Origin of the sequence: Microcoleus sp. B13-B6 (assembly GCF_036705405.1) — a bacterium.
In the GTDB taxonomy this organism is placed as follows: Bacteria; Cyanobacteriota; Cyanobacteriia; order Cyanobacteriales; family Microcoleaceae; genus Microcoleus.
In genome coordinates, this window is sequence record NZ_JAUBUJ010000032.1 from 11,476 (window position 1) to 31,720 (window position 20,245).

Annotated in this window: 19 protein-coding genes; 7 read left to right on the forward strand and 12 right to left on the reverse strand. The window is 45.4% G+C overall.

The genetic code is table 11. The features are described from left to right. Positions 1-1,048 precede the first annotated feature (1,048 nt). The 5 genes from QUB35_RS16420 to QUB35_RS16440 all read right to left on the reverse strand — a co-directional run bounded on the left by QUB35_RS16420 (position 1,049) and on the right by QUB35_RS16440 (position 4,392). Positions 1,049-1,456: a transcriptional regulator gene (locus tag QUB35_RS16420; protein WP_333142873.1), complete on the reverse strand. Its 408-nt coding sequence runs from the start codon at positions 1,454-1,456 to the stop codon at positions 1,049-1,051. Continuing rightward, the gene (locus QUB35_RS16425; protein ID WP_333142874.1) at positions 1,431-1,739 is read right to left on the reverse strand and encodes a type II toxin-antitoxin system HigB family toxin; all 309 of its coding nucleotides are present in this window, start codon (positions 1,737-1,739) and stop codon (positions 1,431-1,433) included. Before QUB35_RS16425 ends, QUB35_RS16420 begins: the two co-directional genes overlap by 26 nt. A 460-nt stretch (positions 1,740-2,199) precedes the next feature. After that, a complete protein-coding gene (locus QUB35_RS16430) occupies positions 2,200-2,421 on the reverse strand; it encodes a hypothetical protein (protein WP_333142875.1) in 222 nt (73 codons plus the stop codon). Further along, complete coding sequence (locus QUB35_RS16435; protein WP_333142876.1) at positions 2,418-4,187, reverse strand: S8 family peptidase; 1,770 nt, start codon at positions 4,185-4,187, stop codon at positions 2,418-2,420. Before QUB35_RS16435 ends, QUB35_RS16430 begins: the two co-directional genes overlap by 4 nt. 49 nt (positions 4,188-4,236) lie before the next feature. Continuing rightward, positions 4,237-4,392, reverse strand: coding sequence for a hypothetical protein (locus QUB35_RS16440; protein ID WP_333142877.1), 156 nt, complete (start codon positions 4,390-4,392; stop codon positions 4,237-4,239). A gap of 50 nt (positions 4,393-4,442) precedes the next feature. On the opposite strand from QUB35_RS16440, the gene QUB35_RS16445 reads away from it, so the two are divergent. The 3 genes from QUB35_RS16445 to QUB35_RS16455 all read left to right on the forward strand — a co-directional run bounded on the left by QUB35_RS16445 (position 4,443) and on the right by QUB35_RS16455 (position 7,179). Beyond that, the gene (locus QUB35_RS16445; protein WP_333035636.1) at positions 4,443-4,859 is read left to right on the forward strand and encodes a hypothetical protein; all 417 of its coding nucleotides are present in this window, start codon (positions 4,443-4,445) and stop codon (positions 4,857-4,859) included. A 66-nt stretch (positions 4,860-4,925) separates the two neighbouring features. Continuing rightward, a complete protein-coding gene (locus tag QUB35_RS16450) occupies positions 4,926-5,123 on the forward strand; it encodes a hypothetical protein (protein ID WP_333142878.1) in 198 nt (65 codons plus the stop codon). Between the two features lie 355 nt (positions 5,124-5,478). After that, entirely contained in the window at positions 5,479-7,179 is a 1,701-nt protein-coding gene (locus QUB35_RS16455) for a pentapeptide repeat-containing protein (protein WP_333142879.1), read from the forward strand. Here the strand turns inward: QUB35_RS16455 and QUB35_RS16460 are convergent. After that, on the reverse strand, positions 7,176-7,397 hold the full coding sequence (locus QUB35_RS16460) for a hypothetical protein (RefSeq protein WP_333142880.1): 222 nt from the start codon (positions 7,395-7,397) through the stop codon (positions 7,176-7,178). The genes QUB35_RS16455 and QUB35_RS16460 overlap by 4 nt on opposite strands. A gap of 117 nt (positions 7,398-7,514) precedes the next feature. Here QUB35_RS16460 and QUB35_RS16465 point away from each other — a divergent pair, with 117 nt between their 5' ends. After that, a complete protein-coding gene (locus tag QUB35_RS16465; protein WP_333142881.1) occupies positions 7,515-9,068 on the forward strand; it encodes a DUF3696 domain-containing protein in 1,554 nt (517 codons plus the stop codon). Then, positions 9,065-9,952, forward strand: a complete 888-nt coding sequence (locus QUB35_RS16470; protein WP_333142882.1) for a hypothetical protein — start codon at positions 9,065-9,067, stop codon at positions 9,950-9,952. The genes QUB35_RS16465 and QUB35_RS16470 overlap by 4 nt, the downstream gene beginning before the upstream one ends. Positions 9,953-10,040: 88 nt before the next feature. Here the strand turns inward: QUB35_RS16470 and QUB35_RS16475 are convergent, their stop codons facing one another. The 4 genes from QUB35_RS16475 to QUB35_RS16490 all read right to left on the reverse strand — a co-directional run bounded on the left by QUB35_RS16475 (position 10,041) and on the right by QUB35_RS16490 (position 16,719). Next, positions 10,041-12,134, reverse strand: coding sequence for a HEAT repeat domain-containing protein (locus QUB35_RS16475; protein WP_333142883.1), 2,094 nt, complete (start codon positions 12,132-12,134; stop codon positions 10,041-10,043). Between the two features lie 217 nt (positions 12,135-12,351). Beyond that, entirely contained in the window at positions 12,352-12,711 is a 360-nt protein-coding gene (gene nirD / locus QUB35_RS16480; protein WP_333057424.1) for a nitrite reductase small subunit NirD, read from the reverse strand. 222 nt (positions 12,712-12,933) lie between these two features. Next, on the reverse strand, positions 12,934-15,498 hold the full coding sequence (gene nirB, locus QUB35_RS16485; RefSeq protein WP_333142884.1) for a nitrite reductase large subunit NirB: 2,565 nt from the start codon (positions 15,496-15,498) through the stop codon (positions 12,934-12,936). Positions 15,499-15,930: 432 nt separating this feature from the next. Next, positions 15,931-16,719 carry an ABC-2 family transporter protein gene (locus QUB35_RS16490; protein WP_333142885.1) on the reverse strand — a complete coding sequence of 263 codons (789 nt, stop codon included), beginning with the start codon at positions 16,717-16,719 and terminating at the stop codon, positions 15,931-15,933. A 42-nt stretch (positions 16,720-16,761) separates the two neighbouring features. On the opposite strand from QUB35_RS16490, the gene QUB35_RS16495 reads away from it, so the two are divergent. Continuing rightward, positions 16,762-17,118 (forward strand): hypothetical protein, encoded by a 357-nt coding sequence (locus QUB35_RS16495; RefSeq protein WP_333142886.1) that lies wholly within the window; start codon positions 16,762-16,764, stop codon positions 17,116-17,118. On the opposite strand, the gene QUB35_RS16500 is transcribed toward QUB35_RS16495, so the two are convergent. Next, positions 17,084-18,064: an ATP-binding cassette domain-containing protein gene (locus tag QUB35_RS16500; RefSeq protein WP_333142887.1), complete on the reverse strand. Its 981-nt coding sequence runs from the start codon at positions 18,062-18,064 to the stop codon at positions 17,084-17,086. The genes QUB35_RS16495 and QUB35_RS16500 overlap by 35 nt on opposite strands. 198 nt (positions 18,065-18,262) lie before the next feature. On the opposite strand from QUB35_RS16500, the gene QUB35_RS16505 reads away from it, so the two are divergent. Next, on the forward strand, positions 18,263-19,072 hold the full coding sequence (locus tag QUB35_RS16505) for a calcium-binding protein (protein ID WP_333142888.1): 810 nt from the start codon (positions 18,263-18,265) through the stop codon (positions 19,070-19,072). 60 nt (positions 19,073-19,132) lie between these two features. Here the strand turns inward: QUB35_RS16505 and QUB35_RS16510 are convergent, their stop codons facing one another. Then, positions 19,133-20,140: an NAD(P)-dependent alcohol dehydrogenase gene (locus QUB35_RS16510; protein ID WP_333142889.1), complete on the reverse strand. Its 1,008-nt coding sequence runs from the start codon at positions 20,138-20,140 to the stop codon at positions 19,133-19,135. Between the last annotated feature and the right edge of the window lie 105 nt (positions 20,141-20,245).

Here is a 20,245-nt window from a genome sequence, read left to right on the forward strand (position 1 = left end):
CTCCTAAATTCTGCCAAAGTGTCCTGAAAGAGGTGCTGTGAAGCCGGAGACTAAATTAGTAGATGCACCCTGATTAATTAACTCCCGACCAATTTTGGCCGGGTTTTTTTTTGCGATCGCCCGCCCTCGCCAGAAATTCTCCTAAATTCTGCCAAAGTGTCCTGAAAGAGGTGCTGTGAAGCCGGAGACTAAATTAGTAGATGCACCCTGATTAAATAACTCCCGACCAATTTTGGCCGGGTTTTTTTTTGCGATCGCCCGCCCTCGCCAGAAATTATCGCAAATTCTGCCAAAGTGTCCTGAAAGAGGTGCTGTGAGACGGGAGACTAAATTAGTAGATGCACCCTGATTAAATAACTCCCGACCAATTTTGGTTTGGGGTTTTTTTTTGCGGTATTGACGGTGATGCTGAATAAAGTTTGAGGTTGTCCGGATTGCGCTCGAATTCTCAGGAAGCTTAATTGGTAGATGCACCCTGATTAATTAACTCCCCGCCAATTTTGGTTTGGGGTTTTTTTTGCGGTATCGACGGTGATGCTGAATAAAGTTTGAGGTTGTCCGGATTGCGCTGGAATTCTCAGGAAGCTTAATTGGTAGATGCACCCTGATTAATTAACTCCCCGCCAATTCTGGTTTGGGGTTTTTTTTTGGCGATCGCACCCCAAACCACGAATTTCCCCAAATTTTCCCAAAATGTCCCGAACAGGTGCACCTCGAACCGGAGACTAAATTAGTAGATGCACCCTGATTAATTAACTCCCGACCAATTTTGGCCGGGTTTTTTTTGGCGTATTACACTCAAAATCGCTAATTCTCAAATATTTTCCCAAAATGTCCCGAACAGGTGCACCTCGAACCGGAGACTAAATTAGTAGATGCACCCTGATTAATTAACTCCCGACCAATTTTGGTTTGGGTTTTTTTTTTGTGATCGCACTCTATACCACAAATCAGCACTAAATCAACGCCTGTCAGTGTTAATCTGCGTGTATCGCGGTTAAAAATCAGATTTGTCCTGAAAAAGGTGCTGTGAGGCTGGAGAAAAGTTTTAGTCCACAAAAGCAGATGGCGAGATGTGAAATAACTCTCCGAGTTTTTTTAATTGACCGACAGTTAGTTCTCTCTTGCTCATCATAACTTCGTTGAAAATCTCTTCACTCTCAAAGATTTCTAACAATTTTTCTGGCGAAACGTTATCTTCATGTATTAATGTTTTCACCAGGCCAATTCCTTTCAATGTAGGCCAAACTTCGTGTTCTTCTTCATAGTCATACACCAGTGTACCCAACACTTTTAAATAATCCCGATCGTCCGAGGTGATACTTGCTCGATCGAGAATTTCATTAATGCGAGTTTGCGTGGCGATTAATTCATCATCATTAGTGATTGGACGCGGTGGAAAGGTGGTAATGAGTTCCATATAGTAGTTGCTAGGAGTTTTTAAACCAACTGTCATTTTTCCAATTCTCCTTGTTATATTCGGCATGAGTTAGTACGCGACGGATGAAAATTAGCTGATATTCATAATCGATAAAGGTAATGAGTCGGTAGTTGTTGCCACTGATATTGAAAATTGTAAAATTTCCTACGATATCGGCCCAGAGAAAAACTTGGCGGACTTCGGCTAGGTTTTTCCATGCTGCCTCGGACGTTCGCTGATACCATTGTAATAAATTGGGTTCTGCATTGGGGTGTTTGTCCCAAAAGTCTCTCAGGGTTCTTTTGCTGATAACTCGCATAAATTTAAAAAAACAATCAGGTATCAATTCATCAAAATAAACTCATTGAGTATATTTTAAACTGTTTTATAAATGATCGCTGTAAAAACGAGAACTAGATTAGTAGATGCACCCTGATTAATTAACTCGCGACCTTCTTAAGGCGGGTTTTTTTTTTTGATCTATCGCACCCCAAACCACGAATTTCCCCAAATTTACCCAAACTGTCCCGAACAGGTGCACCTCGAACCGGAGACTAAATTAGTAGATGCACCCTGATTAATTAACTCCCGACCAATTTTGGCCGGGTTTTTTTTGGCGATCGCACCCCAAACCACAAATTCTCGCAAATTCTGCCAAAGTGTCCTGAAAGAGGTGGTGTGAGGCGGGAGATTAAATTAGTAGATGCACCCTGATTAATAAACCCCAGCCAATTAAGGCCGGGGTTTTTTTTGCTCGAAAGCTGGATTAGTCGATCGACCTACAACACCTCAAAAGACTGCACCTCAAGAACCGGGCCGATCATAGCAAAAGTCATCACATCCTTGCGGACTTCACCTTTGACACTTACTTTCAAACCAGCTTTTTTCAAGTCAGAAGAAGCATCCTTAAGTTCGTAAGTTTCGCCATCTTCGCCCACCAAAGCCCAAGTGCCCGGGCCTAATCCTTTGCGTTCAATTTCACCTTTGACAGTAATACTCATGCCGATCGCACCTCTGTTTTAATTGCTAAACGCGCCAGTCCGAAACACAGAAAAGCATTGACTATCAAGAATGTTTGTGCTACTAAACCAGTTCCCAATCCCCAGACGGCGGGAGACACAAAAGCATTCACCGCTAAACTGCTGGCACAACCGATCGAAATTGCGATCGCGATCCACTTCCACTGTTGATGTCCCAACAGCAAAGCAATCAAAATCCCAGGAACCAAAACGCTAGCAAAAAAGGGATTCAGCATACTGCTGCCATTAATTGCGCCGCCGAGTTCGGGAATAGAACTGCCCATCACCCGCAGCGGCCACTGCGGCAAGTCAAATACAAACAAGTTCCGCAGGAAAAAGAACCCAGAACTACCAGCCATCAAGCCGCCGGAAAAGCCCCAAGTCCACTGGAACGGAAAATAATTCCGCAAAAAGAAAGCCAGCAGGTAAGAACCGAGCACCATTGCAATTTTAGGCAACAGGGCGACTGCACCGCCGTCAATCCAAAAGCGGGGGTTGAGATAGCCGTTATCGCGCAGCCAGCGGAAGAAATCGCGGAAGTTGATTTGTCCGCGTTGGGCTAGCTGAACTGCTGCGGCTGCGTCTAGGTGTCCTGAACCAAAATGGTTTAACGGATCTTCAGTGACAGTTCGCGAGGACTGCAAGAGTACGCTGCGAATTTCGTCTGGTTCTGTGATGCCGGAAGCCTTGACAAGGGCTGCAACGGCTGCAACGTGGGGAGAAGCCATGCTAGTGCCTTGGTAGCCTTCAAATACTTCGGCACCAGTTTCCGGGTCGATCGTACTTTGCAGGATTTTGCCCATTTCAGAACCGCCGGGGGCTGCAATGTCAACCCCTGCGCCGAAATTGGAGTAAGAGGCTTTTTCCTCGTCGGGGCCGAGGGCGGAAACGCCGATGACGTGGGGATAGCGGGCGGGATAGGAAGCGGAACTGTCGCCGGAGTTGCCGGCGGCTGCGATGATGACAACGCCTTTAGAGTGGGCGTAGTCGATCGCCTCTTCCATTAACTGACTTTCACCGCCACCGCCAAGACTCATGTTAATCACATCAGCGCCGTTGTCAGCAGCAAATTTAATTGCTTCGGCGATGTCGGAAACCGTGCCACCACCGCTGCCGCTTAACACTTTTAGCGGCATTAAAGCTGCTTCGTAGGCGATGCCCGCAACGCCGTAATTGTTGTTAGTTGATTGGGCGACAGTACCTGCGACGTGAGTACCGTGGCCGTTGTCATCGTAGGCTTGGGCGCGATCGTTTACAAAGTCGTAGCCCGGTACAAATTTGGTTTCTTTTAAGTCAGCGACTGGAGTAATACCCGTGTCAATTATCGCTACTGTTGTGCCGCTGCCTTTGGTTTCGTTCCAGGCAGATTCTACGTTGATGCTGCGGAGATTCCACTGCTTGGTATACATGGGGTCGTTGGGAATCTCGAAAGCGCTGTAGACAAAGTTCGGTTCAATGTATTCGGTATCTTTAGCCAAATTTGATTTTCTCAGGGCGTTTAGCAAAGTGCGATCGCCCTTAACTACATATACATTGTCCCCCGCTGAGAATTCGCTGTTGAGTTGCGGTGCGACTTGGTACTGTTGGGCGATCGCCTTTACTTGCTTGGCGATCGTGGCATTACCGACATCTTCGCGGAAATCCAGCACAATCGAGTCGTAAGTGCCTTGAGTAGCAAGTCCTGGGAAATTAGAAATCGCCCAGCCGAGACCGATTAAAAATAAGCACAGAAGGAAAAACTTTTTCATTGCCGATCGTCCGTTTAGGGAAGGCGTGTTCACCACAATAACCCACTTTTCACCGCCAGCGCCAGTTTTCCTTGCTGCGACTTGTGGGGCTCTCGCACGCGGGCGTTTGGTAGTTTTCGGCGGTGGCTGTTGCTAGATCAAAAATTGCTCTAATTTCTAGTTGAAATTGCAGAGCAAGTTTTAGGACTTCAATTAATTGTATCATTAGAGAAGATGAGAAACAGAACAAGCGAGTATTTTCAACAAGGGTATTGCATGGAAAGAGGTTTAATGTGGCTGCCGCTGCTGGCAATTTTTATTGGGCTAGCTTGGGCTGGATGGAACGAGTATCAAAAGCTGGAAGCGTATCGCGTCTGGGCCGAACAATTCGCTAAAGCCAAGTACGATATTTATGCTGTACTCGGTCAGCAAGAAGACAGTTTAACTTGGGGAAAACCTACTCGCAGCGGGCCTGTGAATTTGCAAACTTTTTCTTTAAAAGATGTGCAGTCGCTGCGGTTGTTAGTCAACTCTCAGGCAGTTGATTTAGAGTCACCGCCGAATTCGGGAAGTCCAATCGCCCTCGAATTTTTGTTGAAAGATGCTGCTGCGGTGCAGGTTCCTTTTACAGAAATTCCTCTAGCGACTAAATGGGGAAAACACTTGCAGCAAGAATTGCAGCGCTTTAGGTAAAAACACTCTCCGGCTGGGCAGCGTATCAGATAGGAACTCGGCTACTTGAAAGGGAGCATCTCACCTTTGCAGCCCTCCGCTAGAAATTGGAGTTTTGAGGCAGGAGGCAGGAGGCAGGAGGCAGAAGGAAAGAGGCAGAAGGAAAGAAGAAGAAGGAAGGAGCCACAAGAAGGAATGAGCCAGAAGAAGTATTTTTACAAATATGAGATGCTCCCACTTGAAATTACAAAAGTCTGTAAAACTGGTAGTAGAAATAGAACTTAGGCAACAAATCCTTTGAACTGCCATCTATAGGGGTAAAGTACGCACGGATCACCCGGAGGACATGAGTTCTTGCAGTAAGTAATAGGAGTAGTGTTCCCGTGCTTAGCCCGCTCGTGTTCCGCGCGTACCTTACAGTTCAAGTTATTGACCCCCTCGCATCCAGGATACAAGCCCCCGGATTCATTCCTTCGGAGACTCAGGACCTGGGAAATAAAAAACCTGTATCCGATGAAACTTGCCGAACGTATTTATCTGTGGGGTCAATGCTTTAATCTAAAATCTAAAATCTAAAATCTAAAATCGATTGACCCGCGCGTCCTAAAACAGCTAAATTGCCAGCCCCCCAATCTGCGGAATGCAAACACAAGAATTTTTACAGCGCTATCAACAGGGAGAGCGCAACTTTGGTCACATTGACCTCAGTGGCGCTAGTTTAAGCGGTGTTAACCTGCGAGAAATAGACCTCACTGGTGCTAACTTGACCGGTGCTAATTTGAGCTGGTCTTTTTTGAGCAATGCCAAGTTGATAGGGGCTTGTTTGCGGCGCGCGGATCTCCGCAGTGCGGGGCTGGCTGGGGCGAATCTGAGCGGGGCAAATTTGAGCGGGGCAAATCTTGCTAAAGCGGATTTGCGCCTTGCTTGTTTGGAAGCAGCAGAACTCAATTGGGCTGCGTTCCCGGAAGCGGATTTGGGGGGTGCTAATCTTCAAAAAGTTAAATCTGACCAAATTAATTTTGCCGGGGCTAAACTCGACGGCGCGAAGTTGATGGCGGCGGAATTGATGGAGGCGAATCTCAACCGCGCCAGTCTTGTTGGTGCTAATTTAACGGGCGCTAATTTGCGGGAAACGCATTTGGTGGAAGCGAATTTGCGATCGGCAATTTTGAGCGGTGTAAATTTGATTGAAGCTGACTTGAATGGCGCTCAAATGCGATCGACAAATCTGACGGGCGCTGACTTGCACCGAGCTGTGCTGGCGGGGGCGGATTTGACTGAGGCGGTGCTGGATAACGCTGATTTGAGTCGAGCTAATCTGGCGGGTTCTTATTTATTGAAAGCGAGTTTTAAGAAGGCGCTTTTGCTGCGAGCTAACTTGCAAGGAGTGTATTTGCTGCGAGCTGATTTGAGCGAAGCTAATTTGCGAAGTGCTGATTTGCGGAAAGCTGATTTGAGTGGCGCTTATTTGATGGATGCGATTTTGGGTGAGGCGGATTTAAGAGAAGCTTGTTTGATTGAGTGCCGTTTGATTCGGACGAATTTGGAGGGGGCGCAGCTTACGGGTTGCTGTATTCAAAATTGGCAAGTTCAAGATGTCGATCTGTCGAGAGTTGAATGCAGCTATGTTTTTACTGGGTTTGATTATACTGCGAAAGTTGCGGCAAATCGCTTTCCGGTCGATCGCGATTTTGAGTCGGGGGAATTGGGGCGGCAGCATCAAGAGGACAGTTCTACTGTGAAGGTGTTTTTTGATGAATCTCCTAATTGGGAGGCTTTGGTTTTTACGCTGCGTCGCGTGGAGTTGGAAAGCCACGAACTCAAATTCAACGTTCAATTTTTTGAGTCTGCCGGAGAACAAAATTTACTGCGGCTGAGCGCGAACCGTTTGGTGAACGGCAAGATTTTGGGCGATCGCATTTTGGAGCTTTATCCAGATATGTTGGAAAAGGTTTTAGCCAAGGGCGCTGAAATTTTGAGTTTGCTCGACTTGGCTGTTCCTAGTAACAATGCGGAGCCGAGTAACAAGGAAGCGTTGCTCAGAAGACAGGAAATCTACCAGCGAATGGTGCGCCAAATTTCGTTTATTTTGATGTCTCAGACGCCGGATAAATTCTCCGAAAGCGTGCAGCGGCTGTTGGATTATTTGAAGCAGCAAGGTATCCCGACAGAGCAGATTCAAAAGAAAGTCATCAGTCAGGCGATCGTGCAGCGGGCCAAGCAAGACCCGGTTTTTCGGGAACAGTTGCTCACGTGGCAGAAAACGGCATCCGATCGCGTTCGTGGTTCGATGATGGGGGAAGCGGTGCGGTATGCCATCACCCTTTTGATCGATTATTAACAGTTAATTGTTAAAACTTGAAGCCGGCGGCCCGCTAAAGCCCGCACTTGCTCTTCTGCGTCGGAAACTGCAAGCCTCGTGCAGCGGGGCAAGCAATACCAAGTTTTTCGGGAACATTTGCTGGCGTGGGAGAAAACGGCTTCGGATTGCGATCGATGTTCGGTAATGGGGGAAGCGGTGCGGTATGCGATCGGCCTTTTGTGGGAATGAATAGACATAGGAGTGAAAAGCCGCTCTAGGGAGGGCTGGATGCCTGTCCCACAAGAATTGTTGGAGATGTCTTAATGTATAGGATATACTAGACTGAACAGCAAAAAAAATTAAAATTAAAAAAAATGTTAGAAAACATTTCTTTAGAGAACTTCAAAGGGTTTAAAAATTTACAGGACTTGAATGTTAAACCAATCACAATTTTATGTGGAACCAATAGCTGTGGCAAAAGCTCCATCCTCCAAAGCATACTTCTGCTCAAACAAACTCTGGAAAGCCAAGATCCCAACCAAATTCTTTTACTAAATGGAAGGTTCGTAAATTTAGGCTCATTTGAAAACATAATTTTCGAGAAAAACTTGGACAATCGCCTAGTATTTGAATTTACTTTTAAACTGCATAACGAAAACGAAGAATCACCTAACTATATAAATACTATTCAACTAAGAAGGTTGCTTATAGATTTCGCACCAAAAATAGGATTACTCCAGACTGAAGATATTTTGATTTATATCAAACTTGTGGTGAAAACGCCTAAACTTAAAATTAAAAACAGAATTAAAAGTAAAAATCATATAAAACGAATTACTGTTGAGCAGCTCCAATTTAGGATTGAGACAATAGACTCAGATAAACAAAAAATTCCAGGTTCTTCTATTGATATACAACTTGTTGTCGATAAGGATTTATATACAGTTAGCTGGCAGAATATAAAAAATAGAATCAGACGAGATGAGGAAAGTAGTCAAGACGGAAGACTGACTGCAAAAGTTGAATTTACAAATTTATTTTCATTTTTATCATTCTCAGTGAGTGAAACTGACTCTACAAGCCTAACAGGTTTATCAGATATTGCATTTTCATTTGACAGGATAAATAATTTATTTAAAAGACTTTTTTCATCCTATAGCTATATAGGTCCATTAAAAAAAGGACCTTCTAGAAGATACATAAACGAACAAGAAAAGACAGAAATTGGTGTAGAAGGTGAAAATGCTGCATATATTTATTCAACAGACAAAGATCAAACTATTTCCAATCATTATTTTTATGATACTAAAAGTAATTCTTTTAAGCAAAAAAAGGAAATGACCTTATCTAATGCTGTCGAAGAATGGCTAGATTTGATGAATATAAAAGGATTCAAGTCTGAGCTTAGTAATGAAATTGTTTATCTAAACCTTAACTCAAACTCTGCATCCAAAACTCGTGTTAGCATCGCTGATGTAGGTTTTGGAGTAAGTCAAATTTTTCCGATCCTTTTAGAAGGATTAAGGATGCCACAACGGCATACGCTCTTACTTGAGCAACCAGAAATCCATCTACACCCCAATCTTCAAATGCAATTATCTGATTATTTTATTGCACTAGCTCTTTCTGGGAAGAAAGTCATGGTTGAAACTCACAGCGATCACATTATCAATAGGTTAGTGAGAAGAATTGTTGAAGATGACACAGGTACGTTAAAAGATTTAATTGGAATCTATTTTATTAGTGCAACCGATTCGGGATCTGTCTACGAAGAAGTTTGCATTGATGAAAATTTTGGAGTTACTAATTGGCCTGTAGACTTTTTTGATCAAACGGCATTGGAGCAAGAAAAGATTTTAAAGGCCGGCCTAAAAAAAAGACAACTTGCCAGAAGCAGTGCTAGTAAGAATGAACAGGAGAAGCAATGAAAGCTGTCTTCGAGCCTGAAATTCTTTTTATATCTGAATCAGATTGGCAAGATTCTGAAAAAAGAGATACTTTTTTAAAGCATTTGTTAGATAATTTGGAAAATATTAATAACTATCAGATTACAAGGGTATATTGGACAGATGACCTCGAGGGATTACTTTGGGATCATCCTCAATTGCCACCTTGGCGTCAAGATAGAGATTGGAAGTTACAAATTGTTCCTATTATATATAAAGCTTTTAATACCGCCAGACAATTTATACAAAGCCAGGAAAATTTATCTTCATGTCTAATGCAGCCAGTTTTGAAGTGTAGCTGCTTTGAAGGTTTAGCTTTGTGTGCTTTTTTGGAGTTAATGCACATAGTTATAGAGCGAGAAGAAAATGTGTACTTGTGTTTGGGCGTTAATAGGATAAGGGAAGAATTTACCTTTCTTTGTGACTGCCATTCTTTTCAAGTTAATCCTGTGGTGATTGCTAAACCAATTGAATGGCTTGACCAGATTGACTTAACAGAAAGTTACTGGCCTAGTAATATTGATGAGGAGGGAAAATTTAATACAGCTTTAGAGATTGCATTTAAGAAGCTGGATAAACAACCGATCTATGAATACGAATTTTCAAAATCTTTCTTAAAGGATATCATTAAAGTTCAAAATCACAGAACGTCTATTATTGAGCGGACTGCAAAAAGACTAACATTAACTAAGCAAGAAGCAGCTAAAGACTCAAATTTACAAGATGAGTGGCTGACGAATAAAAAAGAGTCTCGTTTTAGGATTACCCAACGACCATCCTCAACCAGGATTCATTACAAGTATGTTAATAAAAAAATGAAATTTTTAAGGTACTACGATGAAGGTGAACACGATGACGGCTTGTAGAGCTTTATTACAGAATACCCGCCGTAGCTACCAAAAAACGGGCTGATATCGCCAATTTTTACTCCTATGTCTAAAAGATTGTTTCTGTTTACCAGTCTTGGCTGCGTAGTCGGCGACCCGCTAAGGCACGCACTTGCTCTTCTGCGTCGGAAACTGCAAGCGATCGCAACAACGGCACAACTCCCGGATTTTCGGGATAATGTTCGATAATCGCTTCGAGCGCTGTAAATCTGGGATTGTAAGGAAAAGAACCGTTTTGATTGTCAGGATCGCTCAAAGCTCGATCGCGCAAAAACTCAAACATTCCCGGCTCGTCTTTCCATCCCCGCATTAACTCTACCAGGGCGATCGCCCGCACCTGCGAATCTTCATCCTTTTGAGATCTACTTTTGAGCCACTCGAAAGTTTGAGACTGATTTGTCCGTGCCCGGGCTAACTTTTGCAAAGCGATTTGCCTGACAGCGGGACTCTCATCGCCCTCTGCTTGAGCCTCCAGCAGCATCCAAGTTTCAGGATTGTCTGGCCAGTTGTAAGCTAGTTCAAGCACCACCGCTTGCCGCACCAGCGCTTCCCCAGAATCGAGCTCAATTTTCAGCCAAGGCAAGGTTTCCGGGTGGTCGGGCCACCCCCGCACGATCGATCGCACTAGCACGCTCAGCAGGTGAGAATCATGCTCCAACTCTACCCGGCTTTTGAGGAAAGGCAGCGTCTCGCCCCGGTGAGACCAGCGTTTTGCGATCTCTTCCACCGCAGTTTCTCGGACGTTGAGGTGTCTGTCTGACGCGGCGAGATTTTGCAACCAGCCAAAGACTTCGAGACTTCCTGACGCCACTGCGGCGACAGCCTCCACTACTACTTGCCGCACAGTCCAGTAATCCTCGGAATCAGCTATTTTTTGCAGCAGGGGCAGGGTTTCTGGGTGGTCGGGCCAACCTGCGGCTATCTGTTGTAGGGCTATTTCGCGCAGGTCGGCGTCGCGATCGCCCAATGCTATATTTTTCAAAAAAGTCAGAGTTTCGGGGTTCCCGCGCCAGCCAGAGGCAATTGCTTGCACTGCTGAGCGCCGGACGCTCGAACTCGCGTCGGACTCGGCTTTAGTCTTCAGCAGCGGGTAAATGTCTGGTTCGTCGGGCCAGTGCGAGGCCAATTCTTCTAAGGCTGCTGTCCGCACTTCTTTGCTGCTGTCGGATTCGGCTAGGGTTTTCAGCAGCAGGCAAACGTCGGCTGCAGCAGGCCAGCCCGCTGCCAACTCCCGCACCGCTACGGTTCGCAGGATAGAACTTCCTGTCTGGGCAAGGTTTTTGAGCAGGGAGGCCGTGCCTAAAAGGCTGTGCCAACCTCTGGCTATTTCTTGCCACGCACAGACTCGCACTCCCAAATTTTCGTCGGATTCGGCGGCCTTTCTCAGCAGCAGCAAGGTATCTGTGCGATCGGGCCAATTAGAGGCCAACTGTTCCAGTGCTGCGGTGCGAACTGCGGGACTTTGATCTGACTGAGCCAGGGCAGTCAGCAGCGGCCAGGTATCGCTCGTGTCTGGCCAACCACAAGCCATTTCTCGCACACAGGTCGATCGCACTGCCCAGCTTGGATCGGATTTGGCGAGTTTTTTGAGCATCAGGTAAATTTCTGGCTGGTCTGGCCAACCACGGGCTATTGCTTCGACTGCTGTGGATCGGACTTCGCCACAGTCGGTGGAGTGAGCGAGTATTTTCAGCCAGGGCAGGGTTTGCGGGTCGTTTTTCCAAGTTTGGGCGATCGCGACGATCGATCGATTACGAATTTGATAAGTTTCCTGCAATTCTTGAGCGCTTTGATAAAGAATCAGGAAACCCGTACCGTATTGCGATAACTTTTTTAAAGCGTTTAACAGTTTTTTTTCGGTTTTTTTATTAACATCATTTTTAACTTTTAACAAGCATTGCGCTGCTAAAAACAAATTAATAAATTTTTCTTGTTGACCGTTTTGATCTGTGAGATATTCTATAATTTGGCTCGCTGTTTCTTTGTCGAGCTTAGCTGCAATTTCTCTGAGGACTTCGTGCAAAGATTCGTCCCGCCAGTGCTGGCCGAAAACTTGTATGTTGAGTTCGCCCCAAGTCAGTTGACCGATTTTGAGTTGGGCATGGATTAACTCTGCTACAGTCTGGGGATTATTTTCGGAAACAAGTTTTTTTAACAACATACTGATACCCTGCCCCTGAAGTTTGTTTGCATTGACAATCCTCGCATCAGCTCCGATATTAGTTGAGATTTTTTTGAGCGAGCGTGGAGTATGGAGCCAATCGACTCTATTTTATACGAAAAATACTGAGTCGGGAGGGCCCCAATGCAAAATCCGCCAGCACCCACAGGAATGTTAGGTGGTGGCGGATGGCGATCGAACAATTAAGCCGCTGAATCTAACTAACAGCTACTTGGACGCGATCGGCTACAACCCGAACCGCAAAAGTAGGAATCTTTACCGTTTCATCATCCAGACATTGCCCGGTAGTGAGACTAAAGTTTTGCTTGTAAATGGGAGAAGCAACTTTGAGAGTGCCGTTGCGATCGCCCACAATTCCCCGCGACAAAACAAAAGCTTTACTAAACGGGTCGTAATTGCTAAGCGCATAAACTTCATCCCCGTTTCCCACTCGGAAAATCGCCACTTGTTCGCCTTTAACTAAAGCGCAAACTCCAGTATAAGGGGCGATCGCATCCAGAGAACACACATCTACCCAAGTAGTCACAGTATCTGAAACTTGTAATGATTGAACCATTTTCTTTTCCTGTTATTTTACTTCAATCTCGTTCCCAGTCTCCGGCTGGGAACGTAGGTTTCGAGGCTCTGCCTCGCCTCGCCGAAGGAGGCAGAGCCTCCCGGAATTCATTCCCAGGCAGAGCCTGGGAACGAGATTCTTGCTCCCTCCCCTTAGCAAGGGGAGGGCTGGGGAGGGGTTATCTTGCTCCCTCCCCTTAGCAAGGGGAGGGCTGGGGAGGGGTTATTCCGAAACTCCAGCCAGAGCCTTTTCATGTTCGTTAGCCGGCCGCGTTTGTCCCCGTTCCGCAACACGAACAATACTCGGATCGGGTAAATCGGAATTCACAAAATGCTGGAACCGCTGCACCTTTTGTGGGTCTTCAATCGTCGTTTTCCACTCACATTGATAAGTATTAACTAAATGTTCCATCTGGGCTTCTAATTCAGCACAAATTCCCAGAGAATCCTCAATTATCACCTGTTTCAAGTATTCAATCCCGCCCTCAAGTTTGTTCAACCAAGTAGCAGTGCGTTCCAATCTGTCTGCCGTGCGGATGTAGAAAACCAAGAATCGATCGATATACTTAATCAGCGTTTCCTTATCGATATCCGTCGCCAGCAAAACCGCGTGCTGTGGCTTAATACCACCGTTGCCACACACGTACAAATTCCAACCATTCTCTGTCGCAATGATCCCAAAATCCTTGCTTTGAGCTTCCGCGCATTCGCGAGTGCAACCAGAGACAGCAGATTTGAGCTTGTGGGGCGATCGCAAACCACGATACCGCAATTCAACTTCGATCGCCAAACTCGTTGAATCCTGCACCCCAAAGCGGCACCAAGTGCTACCAACACAAGATTTGACAGTACGCAGAGCCTTACCGTAAGCGTGTCCCGACTCAAATCCCGCATCAATCAACCGACGCCAAATATGCGGCAATTGATCCACGCGAGCTCCAAACAAATCAATCCGTTGCCCGCCAGTAATCTTAGTATAAAGCCCAAAATCCCTGGCAACTTCACCCAAAACAATCAACTTATCCGGCGTAATTTCTCCCCCCGGTATTCGGGGCACCACCGAATAAGTACCGTCGCGCTGAATGTTTGCCAAAAAGTAATCGTTCGTGTCTTGCAAACCGACGTGAGACTTCTCTAAAATATGGTCATTCCAAGTAGAAGCCAACATCGAACTAACAGCAGGCTTGCAAATTTCGCAGCCCTTACCTTTGCCGTGTCTTTCAATCAACTCCTCAAAGGTTTTAATCTCTTGAGAACGCACTAAATGGTACAATTCTTGACGAGAATATTCAAAATGTTCGCAGAGATTATTTTTGACTGCAAACCCAGCTTTCTTCATCTCCGACTTGAAGATATCTGTCACTAAAGGCACGCAGCCACCGCAACCCGTCCCCGCTTGAGTGCATTTCTTGACGCTGGCAACATCGGTTAAATTATGATCGCGAATCGCTGCACAAATCTGCCCTTTGGTAACATTATTGCAAGAACAAATTTGAGCAGAATCCGGCAAACTGTCTACTCCAAAACCTGCCGGAGCTCCCCCTTCTCGCGGTGGCATCAACAAATCTTCGGGATGCGGCGGCAGAGCAATTTCATTTTGCATGAATTGCAGCAAAGTGCCGTAAGCCGAAGCATCTCCTACGAGAATTCCGCCTAAAATCCGGCTGCCGTCTTGATTTAAAACTAATTTTTTGTAAATGCCTTGGAAGGTGTCAGCAACAACAATTTCTTTAGCATCGCCCGACTTGGGAAAAGGCTCTCCAAAACTAGCAACATCCACCCCCAATAATTTGAGTTTAGTGGACATATCTGCACCTGTAAAAGTGCTTGTGGGACGGGCATCTTGCCCGTCATCCGCTACACTGCTCAAAATATCTGCTGCTACGCTTGCCATTGTATACCCAGGCGCAACTAAGCCGTAGATGCGATTTTGATAAAGGGCGCATTCTCCGATCGCATAAATGTCAGGATCGGAGGTTTGGCAGCTATCATTTATGATGATGCCACCGCGTTCTCCTACTTCTATACCGCAACTTCTGGCAATTTCGTCGCGGGGGCGAATGCCAGCAGAAAACACTATCATATCTGTTGCCAATTCCGAACCGTCAGCAAACAGCATTTTAGTAACTTTGCCATCTTCGCTAACAATTTCTGTTGTAGATTTGCTGGTGTGAACCGAAACCCCCAACTCTTCTATTTTGCTACGGAGAATTGCCCCGCCAATTTCGTCAACTTGCACGGGCATCAGCCGCGATGCAAACTCAACCACGTGAGTTTTTAGACCCATATTTTGCAGAGCATTAGCACACTCTAGACCTAACAAACCGCCGCCAATTACTACGCCAATTTTGCAATTTTTAGCGTAATATGACATCGCTTCCAGGTCGTCAATTGTCCGGTAAACAAAAGTTCCTGTAGCGTCTTTGCCTTTAATTGATGGCACAAATGGATAGGAACCGGTCGCGAGAACAATTTTGTCGTAGGGAACTTCTAAACCGTTGGCTGAAGAAACTATTTTTTTTTCCCGGTTGATGGCGACTGCTTTGTCGCCAATGTGAATCTGGATGCCGTTTTGTTGATAAAATCCCGGTGCAACTAAAGATAAATCTCCCGCTGTTTTGCCAGAGAAAAATCCGCTGAGGTTTACGCGATCGTAAGCAACGCGCGGTTCTTCACAAAAAGTAATTAAATTCCAGTGTTTGGTAGCATCCGAGCTCACCATTAACTCCAGGAACTTGTGACCTACCATGCCATTGCCGATTACAATGAGGTTTTTTTTGGCTGTCATTAGAATCTCTTTTATCCCGTTTATCAGTCGTTGGGTTAATTAATATAAGACTTTATTGTAAACTTTTGTACTTATATATACAAAAAATGGAGATTTATGCAATTGTCGAATACTCCCGATTGCATTTTTGCATGATGTCTGCGATCGACTTAAGTAGGTGCGTCAGTCGATTTTAGATTTTAGATTTTAGATTTTAGATTTTAGATTTATATCATGTCAGGTCGATTACCCGAAATCAGGTAGGGGCGGGTTCACCAACAATATCTGCCAATAATTGACAATCTCAAAAACCCGCCCGGCCGGGATATTATGGTCAATCGATCAGACATGATATTACTCGACAGTTAAGTAGGGTGCGTCACGTCTTTTTGACAAAACAATTAACATTTTTACTGTGACGCAGCTTACAGTTTTCTAATTTTTAATTATTATTTAAGCTCCCATGCCCGAATACTGCTTCAAACCCTGCCGCCAAAGCCAGCGATTCCACACAAAAAACACCGCACTCCAACCCAACATTACCAACAAACCACGGCCTACATCTACGGGTAATCCTATCAAGATTGAAGCGGGAAAATGAATCAAATAAGGAAACGGCGTCCACAAAACTACTTCGCGCACGGGTGCGGGAAACACTTGTAGCGGCGCGATAAGTCCCGATAAAAATAGGTAAATTAAAAGCCAGAATTGTTCGATCGCACTTGCCCTTTCCAGCCAAAAAGCAAACAGCGCAAAGGTATACTGTATCAAGAACCGCAAGCAAAAAGCCAAGACGATAACCAACAAAAACAGCAAAAACCTGCCCAAACTCGGCAGCCAAAAAGCCTGCGGGTAAAGTGCAAAAAACAGCAGCACTAATCCGCATATAAACGGCAGCCTCGCAAACCTTTCGGAAACGTGAGATGCAAAGTGATGCCATACGGGATCGAGAGGCTGCAACAATCTATTAGATAGCTCGCCTTTCACTACTTGCTTTTCAAAATCCCAAATCACCCAAACTACATTTGTTTGCCTGACAATGAAAGCCGCTAAAAAATAACGGGCAAAGTCGATCGAATTCAGCCCAAATTGACCAGTTTCGGCCGCCTGCATCCAGACGCCCATCAAGATAAACGGCAAAGCTCCCGACAGCGCCCACAAAAACAACTCTGCCCGATATTCGAGCATATAAGCGTAGTAGGTAACTAGCAAAGTTTTAGCAATTTTGATGGATTTTGTCATATCAATTGTAGATTTAATTTTTCGGTGTTAGCAACGGGCAAGATGCCCGTTCCACAAAACATTGAAACTTTAGTGGAACAGGCATCTTGCCTGTTCAATTTTTCGGTGTTAGCAACGGGCAAGATGCCCGTTCCACAAAACATTGAAACTTTAGTGGAACAGGCATCTTGCCTGTTCAATTTTTCGGTGTTAGCAACGGGCAAGATGCCCGTTCCACACAACATTGAAACTTTAGTGGAACAGGCATCTTGCCTGTTCAATTTTTCGGTATTAGCAACGGGCAAGATGCCCGTTCCACACAACATTGGAACTCTAGTGGAACAGGCATATTGCCTGTTATGGAGAATGAAGCCAGCCAAAAACATTAAACTTTTCCCGTGCGAAAAACTCTACCAATAACCTCTTCAATGGGCGGATCGGTAACAGTCAAATCTATCACGTCCAAGTCCGCCAAAATCTTCGCCACGCTCACCGTCAGCTCTTCCCTTTTCACCAAAAAACGCACCGATTGTCCCTCAATAGATTCTACCTCCCCGTAAGCAAAAGCACTATCTTTGGCCAGCGGCTTAGCTAATTTTACCTGAACTTCCCGATAAGGTGCAAACCTGTCGAGCAATCCGTCTAAACTGCCATCATAAACTAATTGCCCTTCATGGATTAACAAAACGCGCTTGCACAAAGCAGTAATGTCAGCCATGTAATGGCTCGTCAACAACACCGTTGCTTGATAGCGCTCGTTATATTCTCGCAGAAATTGCCTGACGCTAAACTGTGCGTTTATATCCAAACCTAAAGTCGGTTCATCTAAAAATAATACCTCTGGCTGGTGCATTAGTGCGGCCATCAATTCCGCTTTCATGCGTTCGCCTAAAGACAGCTTTCGCACCGCCTGATTTAACTTGCCTTCTAGTGACAGCATTTCGGTCAATTCTCCGACGCGCCGCCGATAATCTGTATCGGGAATGCCGTAGACAGCGGCATTAATTCGGAGAGAGTCAAGCACAGGTAAATCCCAAATTAACTGCTGTTTCTGCCCCATCACTAAGGTGATTTTTTGCAGAAAATCTGCTTCCCGACGGAAAGGAGTACGATCGCACACACTCACCGTACCCGCAGACGGATAAATCAAACCCGTCAGCATTTTCAGCGTAGTAGTTTTGCCCGCACCGTTAGCACCGAGAAACCCCACGACTTCCCCCGGTTCAATACTGAAAGAAACGCCCTCAACTGCTTTGATATTGCGGTAAGTGCGACTAAAAAAGTGTCGCACTGTTCCTTTAAGCCCCGGTTCTTTAATCGCTACCGGATAAACTTTGCTCAAGTCTTCAACTAAGATAATTGGCATCGGCTCAAATTTTAACTTTTATTTTAATCTAGGGTATTTCCATCAGGCTTGTGCCAAGATGGAGCGATCGAGCTATCTAGTAGGGTGCGCCAGCGATTGCTCGATCGCGAGTGAGGAAGTAACTGTGTTCTGGCGCACCCTAATAAGCTGTAGAATATTGCACAATATCCATGCTCACATCGCATCAAGTTTACAAATATGGTACTCACACCAGATAATTCAGGCATCTCTCGTTTGGTAGGAGACAATTCTCCTGAAAATATTACACTTGCACCAGGACAGCTTGCTAGTTTTCCTGGGGGACTTTGGATGCTGGGCGGCAATGATACTGTCAGGGGCTCGTCAGATGTAGAACGGATTTTCGGCAACGATGGTAAAGACAGTCTGTTAGGCGGTGTCGGCAATGATTCTATTTACGCCGGCAAAGATGATGACGATGTTTTGGGAGAAACTGGCGACGATTTCTTGACAGGAGATAGAAATAGCGATTTCCTAGATGGGGGTGCGGGAAATGATTTGTTGCGCGGAGGACAAGGCGTTGATTTGTTAGTGGGCGGTGACGGTAATGATACTTTAATTGGCGACAGAGATGTGGATATTTACCAAGGTGGTGGGGGGAGCGATGTATTTGTTTTTAGAGTCGATCAAGCGGGAATCCGAGTAGTTGGAATTGAAGTTCCTGACGCGGTAATTGTGGATTTTGATAAGTCTAGCGATTCGATTGGAATTAGTGTGGCATTTACCAGCAGCAATATCTCCTTGGAAGAGGTAAGTTATAGCTTGAACGATCCGAGACTGCTGCTGATCGATCCTGCAAGTATAGCCGGTGGAACTAGCTTATTAGCCAAGGGCGGCATCTCCCAGCGAAGTCTCGATCCCGATGGCAACGGCCGTGTGGAAGCTACTAATATTAGATTCGGTTTTACTAATGCTTTGTTGGGTACTGTTTTGAATGTGACCCCAGCCGATTTAAACGGCCGTTTTATTAATGCTAATTCTTTGCTTTAATTCGTTGCTTATATATCTCTAGTAGGGTGCGCTAGGCGCACCTTACCCATTACCCATTATCTAACTCACCGTCAAAACTGCGCGATAGCGCACTTGATTGTCCCGGACTTTCTGAATTGCTTCATTCGCTTGTGCGATCGCAAAAACTTCGACAATCGGCTCAATCTCAAACTTCTCTGCAATTGCCAGCATTTCATTAATCATAGCGCGACCGCCGATGAGAGAACTCACAATTCGGCGTTGCTTCATCAGCAGCGAAAATAACGGAATGCTCAAAGGTTCGTCGGGAACTCCCACAAAAGCAAGCGCACCGTTAGAATCGAGAAAATCAATGTACGGAACCCAATCTAAAGAAGCAGGAACAGTGCTCAACAAAATATCTAATTTGCTGCTGGGGGCTTGAGGAATTTCGCCTTTTCCTACTACAATAGCTTCGTCCGCCCCCATTTTATGTGCAAATTCTGCCTTATCTTGGGAAGTAGTAAAAACTGTAACGCGGTTTCCTAATTTTTTCGCAAATTGCACCGCCATGTGTCCCAAACCGCCGATGCCGAGAATGCCAATTTCTTGCCCGGAACTCATCCCTGCATTTCGCAAACCGGCGTAAACTGTAATTCCGCCGCACAACAGCGGCCCCGCTACGTTGGAATCGATGCCTTTGGGAATAGGAAAAGCAAAGCGGGAATCTACCATCAAATAATCGGCAAAACCGCCCGGGCCTGTAACAATTAATCCCTGGTTTTCATCGCAGAGATTTTCGTTACCGCGCAAGCAGTCGCGGCACTGCAAACAAGACGACCGTTGCCAGCCGACACCAACGCGATCGCCCACTTTTAAATGAGTCACTTGCGGCCCTATTTCTGCCACTTCTCCGATAACTTCGTGGCCCGGAACGAGGGGATATTTTGATTGACCCCAGTCATTGTCAATCATGTGCAAGTCAGAGTGACAAATGCCGCAGCTTAACACTTTTATAATACATTCATGTACTTTTGGAGGGGCGACATCGAATTTGTATTCTTCAAGCAATCCGCCTGTTTTTGTAACTGCAAGTGCTTTGATTTGCATGGTGTATGTCCTGGTTTGTTTGCCATTATTATAGTGTTCGGGCGGCTTTCACAGTCTCTTTCTTTAGTTGTATATATTCAGGTGAACAGATCCCTAGGACTGATG